The organism is uncultured Parabacteroides sp., assembly GCF_902493135.1.
Classification (GTDB): domain Bacteria; phylum Bacteroidota; class Bacteroidia; order Bacteroidales; family Tannerellaceae; genus Parabacteroides.
In genome coordinates, this window is the sequence record NZ_CABUOD010000057.1 from 1 (window position 1) to 20,219 (window position 20,219).

Annotated in this window: 15 protein-coding genes and 1 riboswitch; of the genes, 1 reads left to right on the plus strand and 14 read right to left on the minus strand. The window is 49.5% G+C overall.

Translation table 11 applies throughout. The features are described 5' to 3' along the window. Positions 1-97: 97 nt before the first annotated feature. Both RDN79_RS17275 and gltX read right to left on the minus strand, forming a co-directional pair. Entirely contained in the window at positions 98-1,324 is a 1,227-nt protein-coding gene (locus RDN79_RS17275; RefSeq protein WP_298547635.1) for a 3-deoxy-D-manno-octulosonic acid transferase, read from the minus strand. Positions 1,325-1,328: 4 nt separating this feature from the next. Beyond that, positions 1,329-2,858, minus strand: coding sequence for a glutamate--tRNA ligase (gene gltX, locus RDN79_RS17280; protein WP_298547633.1), 1,530 nt, complete (start codon positions 2,856-2,858; stop codon positions 1,329-1,331). A gap of 97 nt (positions 2,859-2,955) precedes the next feature. On the opposite strand from gltX, the gene RDN79_RS17285 reads away from it, so the two are divergent. Further along, positions 2,956-4,986: an HD family phosphohydrolase gene (locus RDN79_RS17285; RefSeq protein WP_298547631.1), complete on the plus strand. Its 2,031-nt coding sequence runs from the start codon at positions 2,956-2,958 to the stop codon at positions 4,984-4,986. Here the strand turns inward: RDN79_RS17285 and RDN79_RS17290 are convergent. The 12 genes from RDN79_RS17290 to RDN79_RS17345 all read right to left on the minus strand — a co-directional run bounded on the left by RDN79_RS17290 (position 4,961) and on the right by RDN79_RS17345 (position 19,993). After that, positions 4,961-5,467, minus strand: a complete 507-nt coding sequence (locus RDN79_RS17290; protein WP_298547628.1) for a low molecular weight protein-tyrosine-phosphatase — start codon at positions 5,465-5,467, stop codon at positions 4,961-4,963. The two genes, RDN79_RS17285 and RDN79_RS17290, sit on opposite strands and share 26 nt — an antisense overlap. A 33-nt stretch (positions 5,468-5,500) precedes the next feature. Beyond that, complete coding sequence (priA, locus tag RDN79_RS17295) at positions 5,501-7,963, minus strand: primosomal protein N' (RefSeq protein ID WP_298547625.1); 2,463 nt, start codon at positions 7,961-7,963, stop codon at positions 5,501-5,503. Between the two features lie 79 nt (positions 7,964-8,042). Then, entirely contained in the window at positions 8,043-9,209 is a 1,167-nt protein-coding gene (locus RDN79_RS17300) for a fimbrial protein (protein WP_298547623.1), read from the minus strand. An 8-nt stretch (positions 9,210-9,217) separates the two neighbouring features. Continuing rightward, positions 9,218-10,144: a FimB/Mfa2 family fimbrial subunit gene (locus tag RDN79_RS17305; protein ID WP_298547621.1), complete on the minus strand. Its 927-nt coding sequence runs from the start codon at positions 10,142-10,144 to the stop codon at positions 9,218-9,220. Positions 10,145-10,168: 24 nt separating this feature from the next. Continuing rightward, positions 10,169-11,719 carry a hypothetical protein gene (locus RDN79_RS17310; RefSeq protein ID WP_298547618.1) on the minus strand — a complete coding sequence of 517 codons (1,551 nt, stop codon included), beginning with the start codon at positions 11,717-11,719 and terminating at the stop codon, positions 10,169-10,171. Between the two features lie 14 nt (positions 11,720-11,733). After that, complete coding sequence (locus tag RDN79_RS17315) at positions 11,734-13,224, minus strand: fimbrial protein (RefSeq protein WP_298547616.1); 1,491 nt, start codon at positions 13,222-13,224, stop codon at positions 11,734-11,736. Positions 13,225-13,685: 461 nt separating this feature from the next. Then, complete coding sequence (locus tag RDN79_RS17320) at positions 13,686-14,273, minus strand: porin family protein (protein WP_298547614.1); 588 nt, start codon at positions 14,271-14,273, stop codon at positions 13,686-13,688. A 347-nt stretch (positions 14,274-14,620) separates the two neighbouring features. Further along, positions 14,621-14,819, minus strand: a riboswitch (cobalamin riboswitch). Between the two features lie 62 nt (positions 14,820-14,881). After that, complete coding sequence (gene murQ / locus RDN79_RS17325) at positions 14,882-15,697, minus strand: N-acetylmuramic acid 6-phosphate etherase (RefSeq protein WP_298547612.1); 816 nt, start codon at positions 15,695-15,697, stop codon at positions 14,882-14,884. Between the two features lie 45 nt (positions 15,698-15,742). Further along, positions 15,743-16,849, minus strand: a complete 1,107-nt coding sequence (locus RDN79_RS17330; RefSeq protein ID WP_374044528.1) for a lactonase family protein — start codon at positions 16,847-16,849, stop codon at positions 15,743-15,745. A gap of 29 nt (positions 16,850-16,878) precedes the next feature. After that, a complete protein-coding gene (locus tag RDN79_RS17335) occupies positions 16,879-17,736 on the minus strand; it encodes an ATPase (RefSeq protein ID WP_298547606.1) in 858 nt (285 codons plus the stop codon). 17 nt (positions 17,737-17,753) lie between these two features. Then, a complete protein-coding gene (locus RDN79_RS17340; protein ID WP_298547604.1) occupies positions 17,754-19,061 on the minus strand; it encodes an MFS transporter in 1,308 nt (435 codons plus the stop codon). Further along, complete coding sequence (locus RDN79_RS17345) at positions 19,058-19,993, minus strand: DUF4922 domain-containing protein (RefSeq protein ID WP_298547601.1); 936 nt, start codon at positions 19,991-19,993, stop codon at positions 19,058-19,060. The genes RDN79_RS17340 and RDN79_RS17345 overlap by 4 nt, the downstream gene beginning before the upstream one ends. Between the last annotated feature and the right edge of the window lie 226 nt (positions 19,994-20,219).

Consider the following 20,219-nt stretch of genomic DNA (forward strand, 5'->3'; position numbering starts at 1 on the left):
ATCCGCGAACCTGGTTCTTAAATGTTTCATCCGCGAACCTGGTTCTTAAATGTTTCATCCGCGAACCTGGTCCTTAAATGGAACATTTGGTTCAGCGTTATAGCGGCAACTCCCTTAATATCCGATCCGTCACCCCTGCATTACCGCTCACAAACAGTCCGGCATTCCCGCCGGCGGCATCCAGAACTTCGCGATAGGTCAGCAGTTCATCCATTTTATCGTTGAACTCATCCTTCGATGCGACCGAGAATCCCCCGCCCACCTTGATCAGGTCACGGGCTTCCCTGAACTTCCGGTACCGTGGACCGAACAACACCGGAATGCCGTAGACCGCGGCTTCCAGCGTATTATGGATGCCGGCTCCGAAACCGCCTCCGATATAGGCGATCGTCCCATACCGATAGATGGAAGACAACAACCCGAAACAATCCACGATCAGGCAGTCTTTCCCTTCGAGCAGGTCCTCGTCCAGCATCACATCGGTCAGGCGGACGGACGGGCGTTTCAACAACGACTCGATATACATCAGATGCTCCCGGTGAATCTCGTGCGGGGCGATGATCAGCTTCATCTCCGGATGCTCGTTGAAATAAGGGATCAGTATCTCCTCGTCTTGCGGCCAGGTACTCCCGGCGATCAAGATGAGACTTTTCCCCCCGACGAATTGTTCGACTTCAGGCAACTCACGCGCCCGATCGCGCACGTCGAGCACCCGGTCGAAACGGGTATCGCCGCAGACCGTCACGTTGCGGATGCCATATTGTCCGAGCAGTTCCTTCGAACGGTCGTCCTGCACGAACAAATGCGTGAAGCAGTGCAGCATCTTCCGGTAAGGAGCTCCGAACCATTGGAAGAACAACTGGTCGGGACGGAAGATCGCCGATATGATATAAACCGGGATTCCCCGCTTCTTCAACTCGCGCAAATAGTTCCCCCAAAACTCATACTTGATGAAAACAGCCATGGCCGGATTCGCCAGATCCAGGAACTTCTTTACCCGGTAAGGCGTATCGAAAGGCAGATAGCAGATCACATCCGCCCCGTTATAGTCTTTCCGTACTTCATAGCCCGAGGGAGAAAAGAAAGTAAGCAAGATCTTATATCCCGGATATTGCGCCTTGATCTTTTCGATCATAGGACGTCCCTGCTCGAACTCTCCCAACGAAGAGGCATGGAACCAGATGTACCGGGCGTTCCGGTCTATCTCCTCACGCAAAAGGCGATTCGTCTTCCACTGGCCGAAACGCATCAGGCGTGCCTTCCGGTGGAAAGGGGAAATCAGAGCGACGATAAAGGCATAGAAATGTATGAGTAAGCTGTACATAAGATTAAAAACCGCCCCCTTTCAACTGCTCTATCGCACGCTGGATACGGCGGATCGACTCTTCCTTCCCCAGGGCTTCCGTTATGTCGAAGATATGCGGGCCTTTGCCTTCGCCGACCAGGGCCAGGCGGGTCGCATTCATTATATTCCCCAAATGGTAGCCCTTGCTTTCGATCCAGGCTTTTACCTCCTCTTCCGTACCTTCGATATCGAACGGCTCACGCGTGCGGAGCACTTCGACCAGTTCGGCAAGTTGTACGGCACTGTCTTCCTTCCAACGTTTTTTACGCGTCTTTTCGTCATATTCCGTCGGAGCGATGAAGAAGAAGGAACAGAGATCCCACAGATCCTTGATGAAGGTGGCACGGTCTTTCATCATGGCTACGACCTTCTCCACGTAGGCCGGGTCGGCTTTCACGCCGTGGCTTTCGAGGATCGGCATAAAGAGGGCGGCCGCTTCCTTATTGTCCATAGCCTGGATATAGTGATGGTTGAACCATTTTCCCTTTTCATAATCGAACTTGGCCCCGCTCTTGCTACAACGGCTCAGGTCGAAGCAGCGGATGAGTTCGTCCATGCTCATCACTTCCTGGTCATTGCCCGGATTCCATCCTAACAGGGCCAGGAAGTTGACAACCGCTTCGGGCAGGTAACCGCTCTCGCGATAGCCTGAAGAGACTTCGCCGCTCTTCGGGTCATGCCATTCCAACGGGAACACGGGGAAGCCCAGGCGGTCGCCGTCACGTTTGCTCAGCTTGCCGTTGCCTTCCGGTTTCAGGAGCAAAGCCAGGTGTGCGAAGCGGGGCATCGTGTCTTCCCATCCGAAATAACGGTACAACAGCACGTGGAGCGGGGCGCTCGGCAACCATTCTTCACCACGGATCACATGCGTCACTTCCATCAAGTGGTCGTCCACGATATTGGCCAGGTGGTAAGTGGGCAGCTGGTCGGCCGATTTATATAAGACTTTGTCATCCAGGATGGAAGAGTTGATAATCACTTCGCCACGGATCAGGTCGTTCACATGGATGTTCTCATCCGGCTCGATCTTGACGCGGACCACATACTGGCGGCCGGCATCGATCAAGGACTTCACCTCCTCCTCGGAAAGAGTCAGCGAGTTGCGCATCTGCATACGAGTGGATGCATCATACTGGAAATTGGGGATTTCCTTCCGTTTGGCTTCCAGCTCTTCAGGCGTGTCGAATGCGATATACGCGTGGCCGGCCTCCAGCAGCCGATCGACATACTTCTTGTAAATATCCCTGCGTTCGCTCTGGCGGTAAGGGCCATACTCGCCTCCGAAGCCGACACCTTCGTCGAACTTGATGCCCAACCAGGTAAGCGCTTCTATGATATAGGCTTCCGCTCCGGGGACGAAACGTTGCGAGTCGGTATCTTCGATACGGAGAATCAGATCTCCACCCTTCTGTTTGGCAAACAGATAATTGTATAAAGCCGTACGAACACCTCCGATATGCAAGGCTCCTGTGGGGCTCGGTGCAAACCGGACTCTAACTTTCCTTTGAGTCATAATTCTTTCATTCTATAATAATGCGGCAAAAGTAGCCCTTTTTTTTCTCTTAGTAAACTTTTTTATGTACATTTCGCCTTTCAATAAACAGAACATTATGAAAGCAAAGAACTATAGCATACATCCGAGTGTCTATTTTATCGTAGCGGCCTTGTTGATCGCTTACTTCTTTCCACGGGAAGGGAAGTTCCGTTACCAGTTCTACGAAGGGAAACCCTGGCGGTACGGGTTGCTCACCGCTCCGAGCGACTTCCCGATCTACAAGACGGATGCGGAAGTAGAGGCCGAACGCGATAGCGCCTTGGGGAAGTTCGAGCCCTATTACCGGCTGGATGCCACGATCGAATCCGAAGAGATAGACAAACTACGCGCCGACTATCGGGGCACGCTGAAGAACCGGGCGACCCCGGCCTATATGCAATATATCGAAAACAGCCTGCAAAAGCTATACCGGGACGGCATCATTTCGACCCAGGACATGGACGAGCTCAAGAAGGAGAAATATCCCCGCATCAACCTGCTCGCGGGCAGCGTCGCGCAGCCTCACTACAGCAGCGAGTTCTTCACGGTCAAGACGGCGTATGAGTTTATCATCAACAATTGCCCCTCCCGCCTGGACAGGTCGATCCTGCAATCTTGCGATATCAACAACTACCTGGTGGAAAACGTCACCTACGACAAGGCGATGTCGGAAAAAGTCAGGGAAGACATCCTGAACAGCGTCCCGCTGGCCAACGGCATGATACAGGCGGGAGAACGTATCGTCGACCGTGGCGAGATCATCGACAACCACACGTACAACGTGCTCCGTTCGCTTAAGATCGTACACGAGACCAAGTCCGGAGGCGCCCAGCGCCAAGGCATCATCATGGGAGGCCAGTTCGTGCTGGTATTCGGGATCCTCTTCTGCTTCTGGCTGTACCTGTGGTCGTTCCGGTTGAAGATCCTGCATAACAGGAGGAACGCGCTTTTCCTCGTACTGTGCGTGTTCGTGAGCTGCATCCTGACGGAGCTTTGCGTGACGTACGGGTTGTTCAATATCTATATCCTTCCGTTCGCCATCGTGCCGATTGTCGTACGCACGTTCTTCGACTCGCGTACGGCTCTGTTCACGCACCTGATCATCGTGCTGATCTGTTCGCTGATGGTGCCATTCCCGCACGAGTTCCTGCTGCTCCAGGTAATTGCCGGCATGGTCGTGACATTCAGCTTGCGGGATTTGTACGAACGTTCCCAGCTGATCCGTTGCGCCTTCTTCATCTTCATGTCCTACGCGCTCTGCTACATCAGCCTTTCCATCTATCAGGAAGCGGACTTGAAGAAGATCAACTGGATGATGATGCTCTACTTCGGCATCAACTTCATCCTGCTGATGTTTACCTACATATTAGTATATATGTTGGAAAAGACATTCGGCTATGTCTCCAGCATCACGCTGGTCGAGCTTTCGAACATCAACACGCCGATCCTGAAAAAGCTGTCCGAGACGTCACCGGGCACCTTCCAGCATTCCTTGCAGATGTCGATCTTAGCGTCGGAAGCGGCTGCCGCCATCGGAGCGAACGCGCAGCTCGTACGTACAGGCGCCATGTATCATGACATCGGCAAGATGGCGAACCCGGCGTTCTTCACCGAGAACCAGAGCAGTATCAATCCGCACGGCCAGCTATCGTTCGACCAAAGTGCGAAAATCATCATCAACCATGTGAGCGACGGTGTCAAGATCGCTGAAAAAGCGATGTTGCCGAAAGCCATCATCGACTTTATCCGCACCCATCACGGCCGCGGAAAAGCCAAATATTTCTATAACTCCTTCAAGAACCAGTATCCCGACCGCGAGATAGACGAAGAGGCTTTCACCTATCCCGGCCCGAACCCCTTCTCGAAAGAGACAGCCGTCCTGATGATGGCCGACTCGGTCGAAGCGGCCTCCCGTAGCCTGAAAGAGCACACGGAAGAAAACATACGCGCCCTGGTCGACAAGATCATAGACGGACAGATCGCCGACGGGCTGATGCGAGGCGCCCCGCTGACGTTCAAGGATGTGGAAACGATCAAGAATGTCTTTGTGGAAAAACTGAAGATCATGTACCACACGCGGATCAGTTATCCGGATCTGAAGAAGTAGGTCCCACAAGTTCCTCCAGCAACCCCGCGCAGGCATCCTCCAGCAGATCGAGGACCAGTTCGAAACCTTCCGCCCCGCTATAGTACGGATCGGGGACGTAGTCATAGAGCTTGTTACGGGAATATTCCGTCATCTGATGTATCTTTCCCACGGATTCCAAAGCCGGGGCTTTCCGTTTGAGATCGTCTATGTTGCGGTTGTCCATGCCGATGATCAGGTCGAAGTCGAAAAAATCGTCCGTACATACCGGGCGGGAAACCGAATCCAACTTATATCCCCTACGGGCAGCATGCGAACGCATACGCGGATCGGCCTTTTCTCCTGCGTGATACCCGATGATGCCGGCAGAATCGACCTTGATCCGGCCGGCCAGCCCCGCATCCTGAACCAACTTCTTCATCACAGCCTCGGCCGAGGGCGAACGACAAATATTCCCCAGACACACAAACAATATCTTATATTCTCCTTTCCCCTCTCCCATCTTCCTTAATTCTTAATTCTTAATTCTTAATTTCTAAGCCGGATCCACATCATAGTGCACGATCAACTGCTTAAACGGCAAGTAGCGTTGCATTTCGGTGTGTACCGATTCCAGTATCTCGCGTACCGGAGCGATCGCGGCGGCGATCTCTATCTTTAGCACAATCTTCCGGATGTGAAGGGTCTGCACACGCGTGATCGGCGGAGTGACCGGTCCAAGCACGCGTTCGCCCAGGCGGCGACGTAGGTTTTCGGCGTATAAAGCCGATAGTTCCTGCAAAACGGAATCATTCCGGCTACGCAAGACAATCACGATCAAACGGTAGTAAGGCGGATAACGGAACAGGCTCCGCTCACCCAATTGAAGACGTACCATCTCCTTATAGGCGAAACGTTCCACCATCCGGATCAACGGATGGTCGGGCTGAGACGTTTGCAGGACAACCGTTCCCCGCTTATCCCGCCTTCCGGCGCGGCCACTCACCTGTACCATCAACTGGAAGGCGCGTTCATGGGCACGGAAATCCGGGAAGTTCATCAGGCTGTCGGCATTCAGGATACCGACCACGCTGACGTTGCCGAAATCCAGGCCTTTCGACAGCATCTGGGTCCCGATCAATATCTGTGTTTTACCTTTCTCAAAGTCGGCGATGATCCGCTCATAGGCCGTACGGGTGCGGGCGGTATCGAAATCCAGACGCTCGACCTTGGCTGATGGGAACAGGGCGGCTATCTCCTCCTCCACCTTCTCGGTCCCGAACCCCATCGTGCGAAGTTCCGGACTCTGGCACTCCGGGCATTGGCGAGGCAACTGGATCTTGTATCCGCAATAGTGGCATACCAACTCGTTACGGAACTTATGATACGTCAGGCTGACATCGCAATTGACACAATGAGGAACCCAACCGCACCCCTTGCACTCGATCACCGGAGCGAAGCCCCGGCGGTTCTGGAACAGGATCGCCTGCCCTCCCTTCTCCAACGCATCGCTCAACTTGTCTACCAGGACCGGCGAAAAGAGCGTGTCTTTCATGATCTTCTTGCGCCTCAGTTCCTTGATATCGACCGGCAGAATTTCCGGCATCAGCCGGTCGCCGTAACGGGTAGACAGTTCCACCAGACCGTATTTGCCGGTAGTGGCATTAAAATAGGAATCGATCGAAGGAGTAGCAGAGCCCAACAAGGTTTTCGCCCCATGCATACCGGCCAGCACCAAGGCGGCATTACGGGCATGATAGCGCGGGGCCGGCTCCTGCTGCTTATAGGTGTTCTCATGCTCCTCGTCTACGATAATCAAGCCTAAATCCTTGAAAGGCAGAAATAAGGAGGAACGGACGCCTACTACCAGCATCGGCTCGCCCGTATGCAACAAACGGTTCCAGACTTCCACCCGCTCGTTATCGGAAAATTTGGAATGATAGACCAGCAGCTTATCACCAAACAACTTGGCCAGCCGTTCCGTGATCTGGGTGGTGATGGCGATCTCAGGCAGCAGATACAATACCTGGCGTCCCGTCTTCAGCACCTCGTCGATCAGCCGCATGTAAACTTCCGTCTTTCCGCTGGAAGTAACACCGTGCAGCAGGCAGACTTCTTTCTCCCGGAAGACTTCGTGTATCTCCCCGTAAGCCTTCTCCTGCGCCGCACTCAAAGGGTGAAGGGGCTGCAAACGGCAAACGGGGACCTGCAACCTTCCCACCTCTTTCTCATAACTTTCCAGCACGCCCCGCTTCAGCAGGCTGTCCAGTATAGCCGGCGAACAACCGCTGCACTCCAACAATTCCTTCTTCGACAATTCGCGTACCAGTGCCGGATTAAGCGCATGACTGAACTCCAGGAAACAGATCAGCAAGTGCTCCTGCTTCTTCGCCCGCCTGAAGTCTGCAAACACGGCCTGTAGTTTTCCTTCATCCTCATACGCCTCGGCAAGGCGGATAAAGGTCTGCTTCTTCGGCACAAAGCCCCGTTTCAGCTCCTCGCTCACCTCGACCGCCCCTTTAGCCATCAGGGAGGCGACAACCGGCACGACATTCCGCAGACCGGTTTTCTTCTCCAGCTCCGAAACAGTGAGTTTCAAGACGCCGGTAAAGGCATCCAGCACGGCCTGTTCATTCGGCCGCAAAGGGCCGTCGGCTTCAAACTCTTCATTATAGGTGACAGCCGTTTCACTCTCCAGTTTCAATCCGGAAGGCAAAGCCGCCTTGTAAACATCTCCTAATTTACACAGATAATAGGATGCGATCCATTTCCAGAAACGAAGTTGCGGCCGACGGAGCACAGGCGTGGCATCCAGCAGGGCATAAATCTCCTTCGTCTCGTACTGGCCGTCAGCCCCATGCTCGTGCACATCCATGACGATGGCCGTATAATAACGCTTCTTTCCGAAATGGACGATCACCCGGCAACCGGGCGTTACCGCCTGTTCCATATCGGGCGGTATGCTATAGGTATAGCTGTTCTCTAACGGAAGCGGGAGTATGACGTTTGCGTACTTCATATATTCATTAAAGCTCCAAAAATAATGAAAAGAAAAGTCATACACAAAAAAATCGCAAATTCCGCTCCTTGTTCGATGTTCAATCGAAAACAGGATTCTGAACCACCTCTCCCCATTCATATATCCAGACATTAACAGAGATCTTGGTCGGTTCGTCCGGTGTCGGGGGAACAGGATCGGGGTCGGGATCGGGATCAGGGTCAGGCACAGGATCGGGCACCGGGTCCGGATCAGGCTCTGCTTTGGGAATATTTGTAAAGCTCTCTTCCGTAAAAGTGACGTTCAAGGCATACACATTATTCCGTTTGATAAAATTATGGTCATATCCATTCTTTATCCCATTTTCATTTATCCGGACGATATAATCATGCGTTTCTTCCCGATATTCATCATTCTCAAGCAAAGTAGCCCGGATCAACAGGCAGGTCGCTTTCTCGGACGCGGCATTTTCCATGACATAAGCACTTTCCGTAGGCCGATAAGGAGAATTTTCGGAGACATAAGCGTTTACATTGTTAAAACCGATCGTTTCCATAAAGTTCCCCGGCATTTCCACTTCGCCCCAATGAGCTTCACTAAAATAACGGGAAGCCTCTTTTACCTCAATCAAAGAAATAGCATCGACTCTCACTTGCCGTCCGGCTAATGCGGTCCCGGCAAAATGAGCTTCCACGCTGCTCAAATCGACTCGGGCGGCAATACGGGTAATATAGACCGGCTCGTTCATCCCGTCTACATTCTCCATTGTTGAAAAGCCGATATAGTTATCTCCTTCCGACAAAGCATCATTCGTTGAAATCAGAGGACTGCTCATCGTCAAGTTCGTCCGGGCCTGAGTCGCCAACCTTGCATACTGATTCTGAAACTCGCCATAAGTACGGACAGATGAGAACGCATTTTCAGGGACATTCGAAACAATGACGATACGCGCCTGTCCCGTTTGCGTCTCTACGTTATTGATCGTTGCCGTCCCACGGGCCGACTCCAGACTTTCCCATTTATATCCCGTCCGATTGCCGGCATAATCAAATATCAGCACGGACAGGTTATTGATATCGGTTTCCCCCTGTAAAGCATGAATATCACCATCGACTGCTTTGGTCGACGAACCGGTCTTACCCGCTATTTTAACAGCAATGGACAAACGGGCATTCTTAATATGAAACAGTTCAGCCTCTTCGCTCTTTGTGCAACCCGCCAGCAAGGATAAGGCGAGAAAAAATATATATAAGCTATTTATTTTCATGACAATTACTAATTTACAGGTTTCAACTCCGAATTATCTTCCACATATCCCCACGGAGTCACGATTATCTTCGCTCCCAAAAAGGCGCCATCTTCTCCCCATTGGAAGATGACGTGTGTGTTACGTTCCGCATAGATCTCGATCGGACCGGACGTCCCGTCCATATATTGTCCTTCCGTCACTTCTTGGATTAATTTGCCACCGACATAAATTGTACCCGACATATTTTGTCCCTCACACAAAGTCTGCGCCTCCGTCGTCACCCATTCCGAGGCGGTCGAACGATCCCACATGCCTTCCGGATTGTAATAGACACTGTCTCCGGTCTGCCTGCCCGTATAATCGAAAGCGCTCAACGTCCGATTCATATAAAAATCACAATCGCCCGTCGCTTTCAACCCACGCGCTCCCAAGGCATACGGCAATCCCTGGGTTTCCATTGTCACGGTCCCTATCTTCGGGACAATCACGATTTCCTGATTACCTCCGGCGACACCCGTTCCACGAGTCACCACCTCTTTACTTCCAAAGAACAGACTATCAGGAGACTGGGCAACCTCTTCCTGCGTTTTCAGCATGACCTTCAGTTCTTCCGCCTTCGTCGCTTTTGAAATGTTTTCTTTACCTCCGCCCAGATTTCCCCAAGCGACAATATGCAATTTCGTATCTTCGGGATAGTCCAGCATAATAACTTCACGGTTCGCAATAAAGTCTTTTTCCAAACTTCGCGTTTCCAAAAAGTTCAAATTTTCATCGAATATGTAAAGAGATGCATCGGTGACAGCTGACAAGGCCGTAATATCGTCCCCCTTCACGTTCTCCACCTTCAACCGCAAAGTATAACATGCGTCCAGATCCTCATGTATGCTACAGCTTGCCATTGCAAGAAGCGCGAATGCCAAACCACTCATATATTGCATTATATTTTTCTTCATATCCTTTTTATTTTAGGCATTAAATCACATGGTTGAAATTTCCGTTTCCGTCCGACATGAGGTATTGCTATTTCCCTCACTTTTCGTAAGCGTCTCCAACGGAGAAGATGCACCCGGTTGCGTGATTGTCATTGATATCGCATACAAGACATTCCGCAATACTCCTTGCAATTGTCCATCACTACGGTTCCCAACAGGTAAAGTCTTCAATATTGAATGATCGACCTTTTCTCCGATCTTAACGGTGTAATAACATGGTTCGGATTTTCTTTCTCCGCTTTCTTCCGGATCATCATAAGTGAAATCCCCCTGTACGACTAACAAGGTCGGATGAGCGATATCCGTATTTTCATACAAATAGAATTCTTCTATGCCATAATTGCAACGCCCTGTTTTACCTTTACCACCAGTTATCTTTACAGTTCCACCTATGCCATGCGGATTCTTTCCATCTCCAAAACCAGGATATCCCAAAGATTTATCCTTACAGGAATTATCCAAAAAATACAGGCACTCATCTTCAAACATCAATGCTTCCGGATCCGTTTCTCCCACATTTCTCGGCTGAAACTTCTCAATATAAGTTGCAGACAAAACTTGCGCTCCCTTATAATTGGAAACGAGTTGATCGGAATATACTCCAGAATCCTCAAGGCCGCCAAGAGTATTATTACCGGTTCCGGTAGCGCCCCACGCTTTTCCGCCCTCACCTACTATTGCCGACTCATTAGCCGCATTTAAGACAAATATTTTTGTCACGTCCAAACGAGCGTTAGGATATTTTTTCTTATCCGTTACATTCAAAGTTATTTTAGCCAATCGCACCAAGGCTGTATTGAAATAAAGATCAACTGAAGACGATGGGTCCAGATTATGCTTTTCTTGCTTTACAGGCTGATTTGTCCAATCGTTTATTGTAGTGGCATTCATTTTATTATTATCCATCCCCAAACAGTTCACCACTCCCGGCAATATCTCCACGTCATAAATCCCGCTGCTTAAAGACAAACGGCTATCCTTTCGTAATGGATCTTTTTCTCCCAGCCCCAACCAAAGGCGTGTGACACGGCCTATGATTTCACTCCCGGCTTCTGCATCCTCATATTCTTTCGTTAATTCAAGAACCTCTTCAAGCGTTTGTCCCTCCTTAAAATAAGAATGTTCATATTCCGTATTTTTACTATTAATCGTTGTCGTGCCAATATTGGCGACCAACATTATTTTCTTTTTACCGGGATTGACCTTAAAGGCTCTTAAAAAACCTCTAACAGAAGAACCTATGCTCAGAGATTTATCTTCCAACCCAAAACGCGCACCAACCGTTTCCAAAACATCATCCTCATTAAAAACAAGTGCGCAGACGGACCATATTGTTTCGGTATGCCTTAGATCCTGAAAAGCCATCGCCTTGGTTTCCACATCCGGATCCGAGCCACCCACCTGAACAAACAAATAGGTATCATTATCCTGCACCTCGTCTACGGCAACCGTATCATTTCCTATTTGATCGGAACAAGCCATCAGAATGAATCCCGATAGTATTCCTATAAAGTAATATAGATTTCTCTTTACCATGTCATTGGAGTTTTTTAGAATTTCACATCTTGTGAAAGTTTTTCAAACGGAACAATCTTTGCAAAAACAGACAACCAGCTTTGCTCATCCATACCATGTGGATAACGGGAACCCGGTCCGGTTATGGTCATTGTTATCTCATAGTTTATATTGCGTAATACACCTTTTAATTCATCCTCCGTACGGGAAGCGACCGGATACTTTGATTTTATCGCATCCCACGCATTTTCATCCAAACCGTCAATGCCGATGCGAACCGGATAAAACCGATTTTCCCACACCTGCTGATTCCCGCTTGGATCTGTATAATAAAAGTTTCCCATTACGACCAATAAGGTCGGTTTCTCAACATTCAAATTCTCATAAATCAAGAAATCTTCTCCGGCTAACCAACCTTTAGGATTAGTATAAGGCCCGTTGTCGGCGGGAAATGTAAGGAACGGGCCATTGCCTTTCTCACCTTCGCTTGCCTCATCTTCATATCCTGCATAAAGATAAGAAGAAGCAACATAATTTTCTTTAGCCACCGGCTCTTTCAGATAGGGTTTAAAACAAGCCGCATTTTTTGCATTATCAAAATACCATTTATACAAACCATCATAGTTACTGGGGCCGTTTATATATTTAGCATCTTTCTCATCATCAATATAAGTTGTTCCCCAAGCCTTTGCAGACTCACCGATAATTGCAGATTCATTTTTTGCATTTAAAATAAATATTCCCGTTACATGGAGTTCCGGTTTTTTAAACATCACATCTCCTTCCGCTTCCTTCACATTTATCTCTTTCAAGTGAACTCTCGCTACATTCCGATATAACCAAACCGGATTTCCCTTTTTATCTGCCGTCCCTGCATCAGGATCGGAATTGGTGGCATTCAACCACTTTCCTCCCCACTCATCAACCTCTTCTCTGGATTCTTCTCCTAAATAATTATCAACTCCTCGTTGCAAGACGACATCATACACCTGGCTGCACATCGAAACATCATATCGGTAAGAGGATAAGGCCCCTTCTTTAACCACTAATTCCGTTTCATTTCCCAAACCCTTTTTTCCTAAGAAATCCTTCGTCTTTGCCAGAACCTCTTCATATGTCATTCCGATTGTGAATGATTTGTTTTCATAAAATGGTTCGGTCGGATCATTTCCGATTTTCACCATTTCTCCCACATTCGCCAAGGCTATTACCTTTTTAGGTCCGGGTGTCAGCCCTGCGACCCAAACATTGTGAACACCTTGATATGTCGATGTTCCTTCCAACTTGCCATCCTCTGAAAAAACCAAAGCGGTCAAATATTCAATAGTGCCAATATCCGTAAGCTGATCACCAGGCTTACCGGGAACCACCGCTTTGGTTCCTGCGATCGACGAATCTTGAACTTTCAGGACAAGCGTTGTCCCTTCAGTTTTCTTATCGTCATTTATTCCATTTTCAATGAAATCTTCTTGAGAGCAAGAGATGAGCGCAACCAATGTTGCATAAAATAAATATTTTGCCTTCATACCCTAAATTATTTTGTTTTTGTTATCTAATCATCCTTCTTGTTTCTTGAAAATCATAATTAAACGAGCCTGCTATTTGATATTTTTCTAAAATATATCTTATCAGAAGATTATTTTTGACACAGTTCTGTAAAGACTCAGGTTATTTGGAAAGCAAGAATGATGATTTAAATCGTAAGTTTTAGAAAATTAATAAAATAATAAGGCGAGAATAATTCAGGATTAAAGTTATTGACATCTAAAAAGACCTGAGTCTTTACAGAACTCAGGTCTTTTTACTGCATTACGAAACAAAACCGTAAAACAATTTTGTACAAAGAAAAAAATATTAACAGAATAGGGTTATAGGTATATCTTTCACATTAGAGAGGTAAACATAAAAAGCATAAAAAAGATAGGAACACCTCTATTGAATGAGAGTATTCCTATCTATCCTATGCTTAAAATCAAAATAAATATATTTAGAACAGGATGGCAGCCGTAACTGACCAACCCCGGTTCTTGCCGTTCAAATCCAACTTGGATGCATTATAATCATCCGTCAAGCCGAGGGTGTAATTGAAGCCGACCTGCAAATGCTTGATCAGTTCCACACCGGCGCCCAAGTTCAAGCCGGCATTAAAGCTTTTGGCCTTCAACTGGTCTCCGACCGATCCCGGAATATCCCAGAATTTATCGCCGCCCACACGAAAACCGACATACGGACCGGCAGCCAGATATCCTTTGATAATAGGCAAACCGAATTTCCATTTCAGGTTGACCGGGACATCGATATAGTCGTTCTTAATGTCTTTCTCGCTCTTCACGCCTATCCCTTTTTGCGAATAGAGGATAGCCGCATCAAAACCGACTCCCATTATCGGAGCCATCACCTCCACCATCGGGCCGATATTGAATCCGGTCACATTATCCTTGCCGATCACCTCCTTGTTGAAATGGACAGACGAAACATTCAAACCGCCTTTTATACCGAACTTAATCTGGGATTTCGCAGGCATGGCTATCAATGCCATCACCACCAGCAACATAACCCCTACAATCTTTTTCATACCTGTTTTCTTTTATTAGTTAATATGAATTACAAATAAACGCACTTTTCCAATAATAAACAAATATCACCGCCTAAGTGTTGCCTAAGTTGAATTTCGACCGACTTCTAACAGTTATTTTCCTACGGACGGAGTAGGAACTTGCGCCCACAAAAACAGATTGATCCCATAATATTAGAAAGCATGAACCGGGGGGCGGAGCTCATCCCGCACGCAGATTCATGCCTCTTTTCCTAATTATTATGGCAAAATAATTAAAAACAAATACGATAGGCTACGGGAGACGGGGGATTAAGAAAGGCAAAAGCCTGCGGCTTCACTGTTCTCTTCCGGCCTTTCCTCGAAGCCGTCGAAAAAATATGCGTTGCAGGTCTTCTGACTTACTTCCGGTATGAGCGCCTTCCCGACTCGCGTCAGTGGCATACAAAGAATTGCCCAATCCGTTTTGAAGCTTACAGCAGCGGGACTGTCCGGGATTTGCACCCGATTCCCTTTTAATCCTTTTCCGCAGATCGCGAAGCAGGAACAATGCATGGGACAAATATACAGACATTTTCCATATATTCCTCATCTTCCTACAGAAAAAAGTGAAACCGGTCCCGGACTTGTTAGCCGTTACGGTAAGCCTCGACGGCTTCCCGGACGGAGCCGTACATCAACAGCAGATGGCGGGACTGGTGATAGGGAAGGCCCAATTCCTCAGCAACCATGCGGGTTCCACGGTCTATAAGTTTCTGATTGGTGAGCTGCATATCGACCATCCGATTCCCCTTGACCCGTCCAAGCCGGATCATAACGGAGGTGGAGATCATGTTCAGGATCATTTTCTGTCCCGTCCCGGATTTCATGCGGGAACTGCCGGTGACAAACTCCGGCCCGACAATCATTTCGATGGCGACATCGGCCACCGCCGCCATCGGCGAATCGGGATTGCTGGAAATGGAGGCGGTCAGGATGCCTTGTTCACGCGCTTTGCGAAGGGCACCGATCACATAGGGAGTCGTTCCGGAAGCGGCAATACCGATCACAGTATCCTTCGTATCGACCTGATGCTCCAACAATTCCTGCCAGCCGCGTTCCTCATCGTCTTCGGCATTCTCCACCGGATTCCGGAGGGCGGTATCGCCACCGGCTATCAAGCCGATAATCAATGTAGGAGGCATCCCGAACGTCGGAGGGACTTCTGAAGCGTCCAAAACCCCCAACCGTCCGCTGGTCCCGGCTCCCAGATAAAAGATCCGTCCGCCCTGCTTCATGCGGGGAACAATCTGCAAAACCAATTCTTCTATCCGGGGGATGGCCCTTCGGACAGCCAACGCCACTTTCCGGTCTTCCGCATTGATCTCTTCGAGCAACTCCCGGACGGACATCCGTTCCAGGTCGTCATAGAGAGAATCCTGTTCTGTTATCTTGATGAACGACATAGCTTATCACATTAGGAAAGGCAAAGCTACTAAAAAATATCAGATTCACATATCAGCCAACTTCAAGCAAACAGGCTTGCTTACCCGGATATCTTTTCCCGTATCTCTCAATAAGCCGCTTTGCTTGTCTATAGCGTACACCTGCACGACATTACTGTCCCGGCAGGCGCAAAGCAGGAACTTGCCATTGGGAGTGATGACGAAATTACGCGGATGAATGCCGGTCGGCTGATAGCCGACCTTTGCCAGTTGCCCGTCTGCCGGATCGATGGAGAAAATCGCGATGCCGTCGCCTTTCAGACGGTTGGAGGCATACAGGAAACGGCCGTCCGGTGTGATGTGTATATCGGCGCTGCCGGAGACATGCAACGTGTCGGCTTCCACAAACCGGACCGGGGCAAGGTTGCCTTTGTCGTAATGCATGAAAGCGACGCGACCCGAAAGCTCGCTGACCAGATACGCCCATTTCCCGTTCGGATGGAAAACCGTATGGCGCGGACCTTCTCCCGCCGGCAAACTAAAAGAGGCAGGCGTTCCTTCCCGTAGGCTCAAACCCTTATCGGAAGCGACGATATCGTATTTATAGATCCGGTCCGTTCCCAGGTCGTTGGCATACAGAAAGCACTCATCCGGCGAGGCGTACACGCAATGCAGATGCGGGACTGCCTGGCGTTCGGAGCCCGGCGTTCCGCCTTCATACGCATAGACTTCAGCCGGTTGCAGAGTGCCATCGGTCGAGATCGGGAAAACGCTGATGCTACCGCCGTTATAATTGGCCGTGACAGCCATCCGGCGTTTGCTGTCCACCCAGATATAGCAGGGAGCGCTCCCTTCCGTCTTCTGCTCGTTCAGCAAAGAAAGCGTCCCGGTATGTTTGTCAAACGAATAGGCGCATACTTTTGCATCCGGCACAGCCGTCTCACTTACCGAATAAACAAACTTGCCGTCCCGGCTCACCGCCAGATAAGACGGATCCTGAATGCCCGACAGGCTCTTCACCGGCTCAGCCGTCCCTTTCTCCGGATCGAACCGATACAGACTTATGCCCGGATCCGTGGCATCCGCATACGAACCGACAAACAAATACAACTCATTTTCGGGTGACGAGCACGCCGCCACTGCCATCGCCATCATACACAAAAAACCAGCCATCTTCTTCATACTCTATCATTCTTGATTATTTAGTTTTCACTTTCCCCATGATACCGGATCAGCCCTTGAACCGGACTTTGAACGATCGTTCCTAACCGAAGCCCGAACTCACGAGCCACCTCTTTCAATATATCCTGATAATACCAGGCAATGGAGCCTACCAGATGGACAGGATGATCACGGCAACCATACTGCATGACGTTGCGGGCAAAGAACGCCCGGAAACTATCGCCTACCAGATTATATACAGTCGGCTCTTCCATATGCCGGAGCAAAAAAGGAGACAAACTTGCCAGGAAACGATTCGGGAAAGGTTGCTTATACACCTTTTCCATGATGACAGCCGGCGTCAAACCGGACTCCGCAAAGAAAGCCTTTTGCAAAGCGGCCGGCAACTGGTTCTTCAACACATCTCCGACCAGCAATTTCCCAAGTACGGCGCCACTTCCCTCATCTCCCAAGATAAAGCCTAACGGCGATATGTTCCGGACAATCTCCTTTCCGTCATACAGGCAGGAGTTGGAACCGGTCCCCAAAATACAGGCAATGCCGGGATGATGGCCGCAGAGGGCGCGGGCTGCTGCCAACAAGTCGCTGCCGACCTCCACCGAAACCGGCAGATAGTGCATGACGGAGCGGCGTAAAATCTCGTTCTTTTCCGGGAAGGCACATCCGGCGCCATAAAAGTAAACGGCCTCGATAGCATCATACGGCCTTATTTGAGGAATCAGGTTGTCCCTTATTTCGGCCGAAATCTCTTCTTCCGTCTGGAAAAAAGGATTAATCCCGCGCGTCCTGATCCGTTCCGTTTCGCGATTGCCGGACACGACGCTCCAATCGGTTTTCGTAGAGCCGCCATCCGCTATCAATATCGTTTTTGCCACCATACACAAAGCAAATATAATTAGTTATCTCCTTGTTTCTTCTTCCCAAATTCGGGATCGATCTTCAAGCAAGCCGTGACAAGCAATGTTACCAGGCAACATCCCATCACCCACCAGAAGAAGTTCTCGTAGCCCATCTGTTCCTGCAACCAGCCGGCTGCCATTCCGGGGAGCATCAGGCCTAAAGCCATAAAAGCCGTACAGACCGCATAATGCGCCGTCCTATGTTCTCCGTCGGAATAATAGATCAGATACAACATATAGGCCGTAAAGCCGAAGCCGTAGCCGAACTGTTCGATGAACACGCAAATGTTGACGATCCACAAATTATCAGGCAACGCACTGCTCAGATAGATAAAGACTGCGTCAGGCAGGGAAATCGCCAACGCCATCGGCCAGATCCATCTCTTCAATCCTCCCGTCGAAGCGGCGATGCCTCCCAATATTCCGCCCAACGTCAAACCGATCGTACCGATCGTCCCGTACACCAGTCCGATTTCAGTCGTCGAAAGTCCCAATCCTCCCACTTCGCGGGAATCGACCAGGAAAGGCGTTACCAGCTTTGCCAACTGAGCTTCCGGGAAACGGTACAGCAACATGAACAGGATCGCGACAAAGGCTTGTTTCTTCTTGAAAAAAGAGGCGAAAGTCGCGAAAAACTCTTTTAGGATCGTGGAAGGAGTCACCGTCGCTGAAGGCTTATCTCCTTTCGGCAAAGGAAGTATATACCGGTGATACAGGAACAAAGCCAAAAACAGCCCGCCTAAAATAAAGAACGTAACCGACCAGGCAAGCGGAATATTCCCCGTACTGTTTTCCAGGAGTCCGGCAAACATGACCAGCACACCCTGCCCGGCAATAATCGCAATCCGGTAAAAGGTACTCCGGATACCGACAAAAAAAGCCTGTTCGTGCGAATCGAGGGCCAGCATATAAAAACCGTCCGCCGCAATATCATGCGTGGCGGAACTGAAAGCCAGCAACCAGAAAACCGCCAATGAAGCCTGGAAAAAGAATGTCGTCGGGATCGTAAACGCAACCCCGGCAAGCCCTGCCCCGATCAATAGCTGCATGGTGACCACCCACCAGCGTTTGGTCTTCAGCAAATCCACGAAAGGGCTCCAAAAAGGCTTGATCACCCAGGGCAGGTTCAGCCAGCTCGTATAAAGGGCGATATCGGTATTTGAAACTCCCAGGCGCTTATACATCAGGACAGACACGATCATCACCGCGACATAAGGTATTCCCTGCGCAAAATACAGGGAAGGGACCCAGAACCAGGGAGACCGTACAGATGGCTTATCAGACATAGGCTTATGTGGCATCATGCTTCTTCTCTTATTTTACGGATGAGCTCGTTCTTCTCATCCTCCGTAATACTTACCTCTTCCCAGACCTTTTCGAGGTCTGCAAATGTCACTTTCTTAAAGTCCTTTTCCAAAGGGACGACAAACAGGCCGGCCATCTCGACCGTCGCCGGACTGATGAGGATATTGGCATCTCCCTCGGCATAATAGCAGGAAGAACGCAATTCCCGCCGGGGGAAGATACAGGTTATCCAAACCTCCTCCTCCTTCCAGACCGCCACATTCATCATCGGCTCGTAATCCTCCGGCCCCATCGGCATCCTGTCGTATAATAACCCGAAAGCGGCCACCGCCTCACTTCTATCTCCCGACACCAGGATAAAACAGACCGGAAGGAGGCCGACAGAAGCATAGAGACTCGTCCGTCCCCTTTCCCAAACGGCCCGTTTCCGGAAGTTTAGCCAATTTCTCACAACCGGAAATTCCTCTTTCCTTCCAGCCTGGAAATGCATGTGGTCCGGAGCCGAAGCACCGCATTTAGGGCCATTATAGAACAAGACATAGCCGGATAAATCCGAAACGATGTCCAGCAGATCCCCGTAATAAGGTTTTATCTGTTGCCTTTCATGCCAACGCAGAGGCACGGTCAGATGGTCTTTGAAAATAGGGTATGGATTAACCAGTATTTCAAACGCGTCATTATATGTCACTCCTTTTTGTTCTTCCGGCCGATGGCAGAAAAAACAGGGACGCGCCTGCAAGGATGCCTTGTCGATCTTAGCGGCGGAAGAACGAATCCGTTCCGGATTAAACTGAAGAACCGTTGTCCTGTAATCCTCCTGGAAATAGCGCGTCTGCACATTGGCCAAAGAAGCATAATTCTCCCTTGCCAGTTTCCAATCCTGCTTTTGGCAGAAAAGAAGAAAGTCTATTTGTTGTTCCAAATCATTCATAAAGTTCGTGTTTTCACGGTTGCCCGCAACTTTTCCCGCAACACAAATGTAGTGAAAAAAAACAGGTCGCATACTTTTATCCGGTTAATAAGAAAGAATTATCGAATCGCACCTTCAAAATCAGCACGAAAGAGCTTGTCCATAAGTTGTCCGTTTCACGACGGATGACCATCCGTTTCACGACGGATGACCATCCGTTTCACGACGGATGACCATCCGTTTCACG

Coding starts and splice junctions, on each gene's coding strand:
- RDN79_RS17275 (WP_298547635.1), bottom strand. CDS start 1,324: ATGTACAGCTTACTCATACATTTCTATGCCTTTATCGTCGCTCTGATT.
- gltX (WP_298547633.1), bottom strand. CDS start 2,858: ATGACTCAAAGGAAAGTTAGAGTCCGGTTTGCACCGAGCCCCACAGGA.
- RDN79_RS17285 (WP_298547631.1), top strand. CDS start 2,956: ATGAAAGCAAAGAACTATAGCATACATCCGAGTGTCTATTTTATCGTA.
- RDN79_RS17290 (WP_298547628.1), bottom strand. CDS start 5,467: ATGGGAGAGGGGAAAGGAGAATATAAGATATTGTTTGTGTGTCTGGGG.
- priA (WP_298547625.1), bottom strand. CDS start 7,963: ATGAAGTACGCAAACGTCATACTCCCGCTTCCGTTAGAGAACAGCTAT.
- RDN79_RS17300 (WP_298547623.1), bottom strand. CDS start 9,209: ATGAAAATAAATAGCTTATATATATTTTTTCTCGCCTTATCCTTGCTG.
- RDN79_RS17305 (WP_298547621.1), bottom strand. CDS start 10,144: ATGAAGAAAAATATAATGCAATATATGAGTGGTTTGGCATTCGCGCTT.
- RDN79_RS17310 (WP_298547618.1), bottom strand. CDS start 11,719: ATGGTAAAGAGAAATCTATATTACTTTATAGGAATACTATCGGGATTC.
- RDN79_RS17315 (WP_298547616.1), bottom strand. CDS start 13,224: ATGAAGGCAAAATATTTATTTTATGCAACATTGGTTGCGCTCATCTCT.
- RDN79_RS17320 (WP_298547614.1), bottom strand. CDS start 14,273: ATGAAAAAGATTGTAGGGGTTATGTTGCTGGTGGTGATGGCATTGATA.
- murQ (WP_298547612.1), bottom strand. CDS start 15,697: ATGTCGTTCATCAAGATAACAGAACAGGATTCTCTCTATGACGACCTG.
- RDN79_RS17330 (WP_374044528.1), bottom strand. CDS start 16,849: ATGGCTGGTTTTTTGTGTATGATGGCGATGGCAGTGGCGGCGTGCTCG.
- RDN79_RS17335 (WP_298547606.1), bottom strand. CDS start 17,736: ATGGTGGCAAAAACGATATTGATAGCGGATGGCGGCTCTACGAAAACC.
- RDN79_RS17340 (WP_298547604.1), bottom strand. CDS start 19,061: ATGATGCCACATAAGCCTATGTCTGATAAGCCATCTGTACGGTCTCCC.
- RDN79_RS17345 (WP_298547601.1), bottom strand. CDS start 19,993: ATGAATGATTTGGAACAACAAATAGACTTTCTTCTTTTCTGCCAAAAG.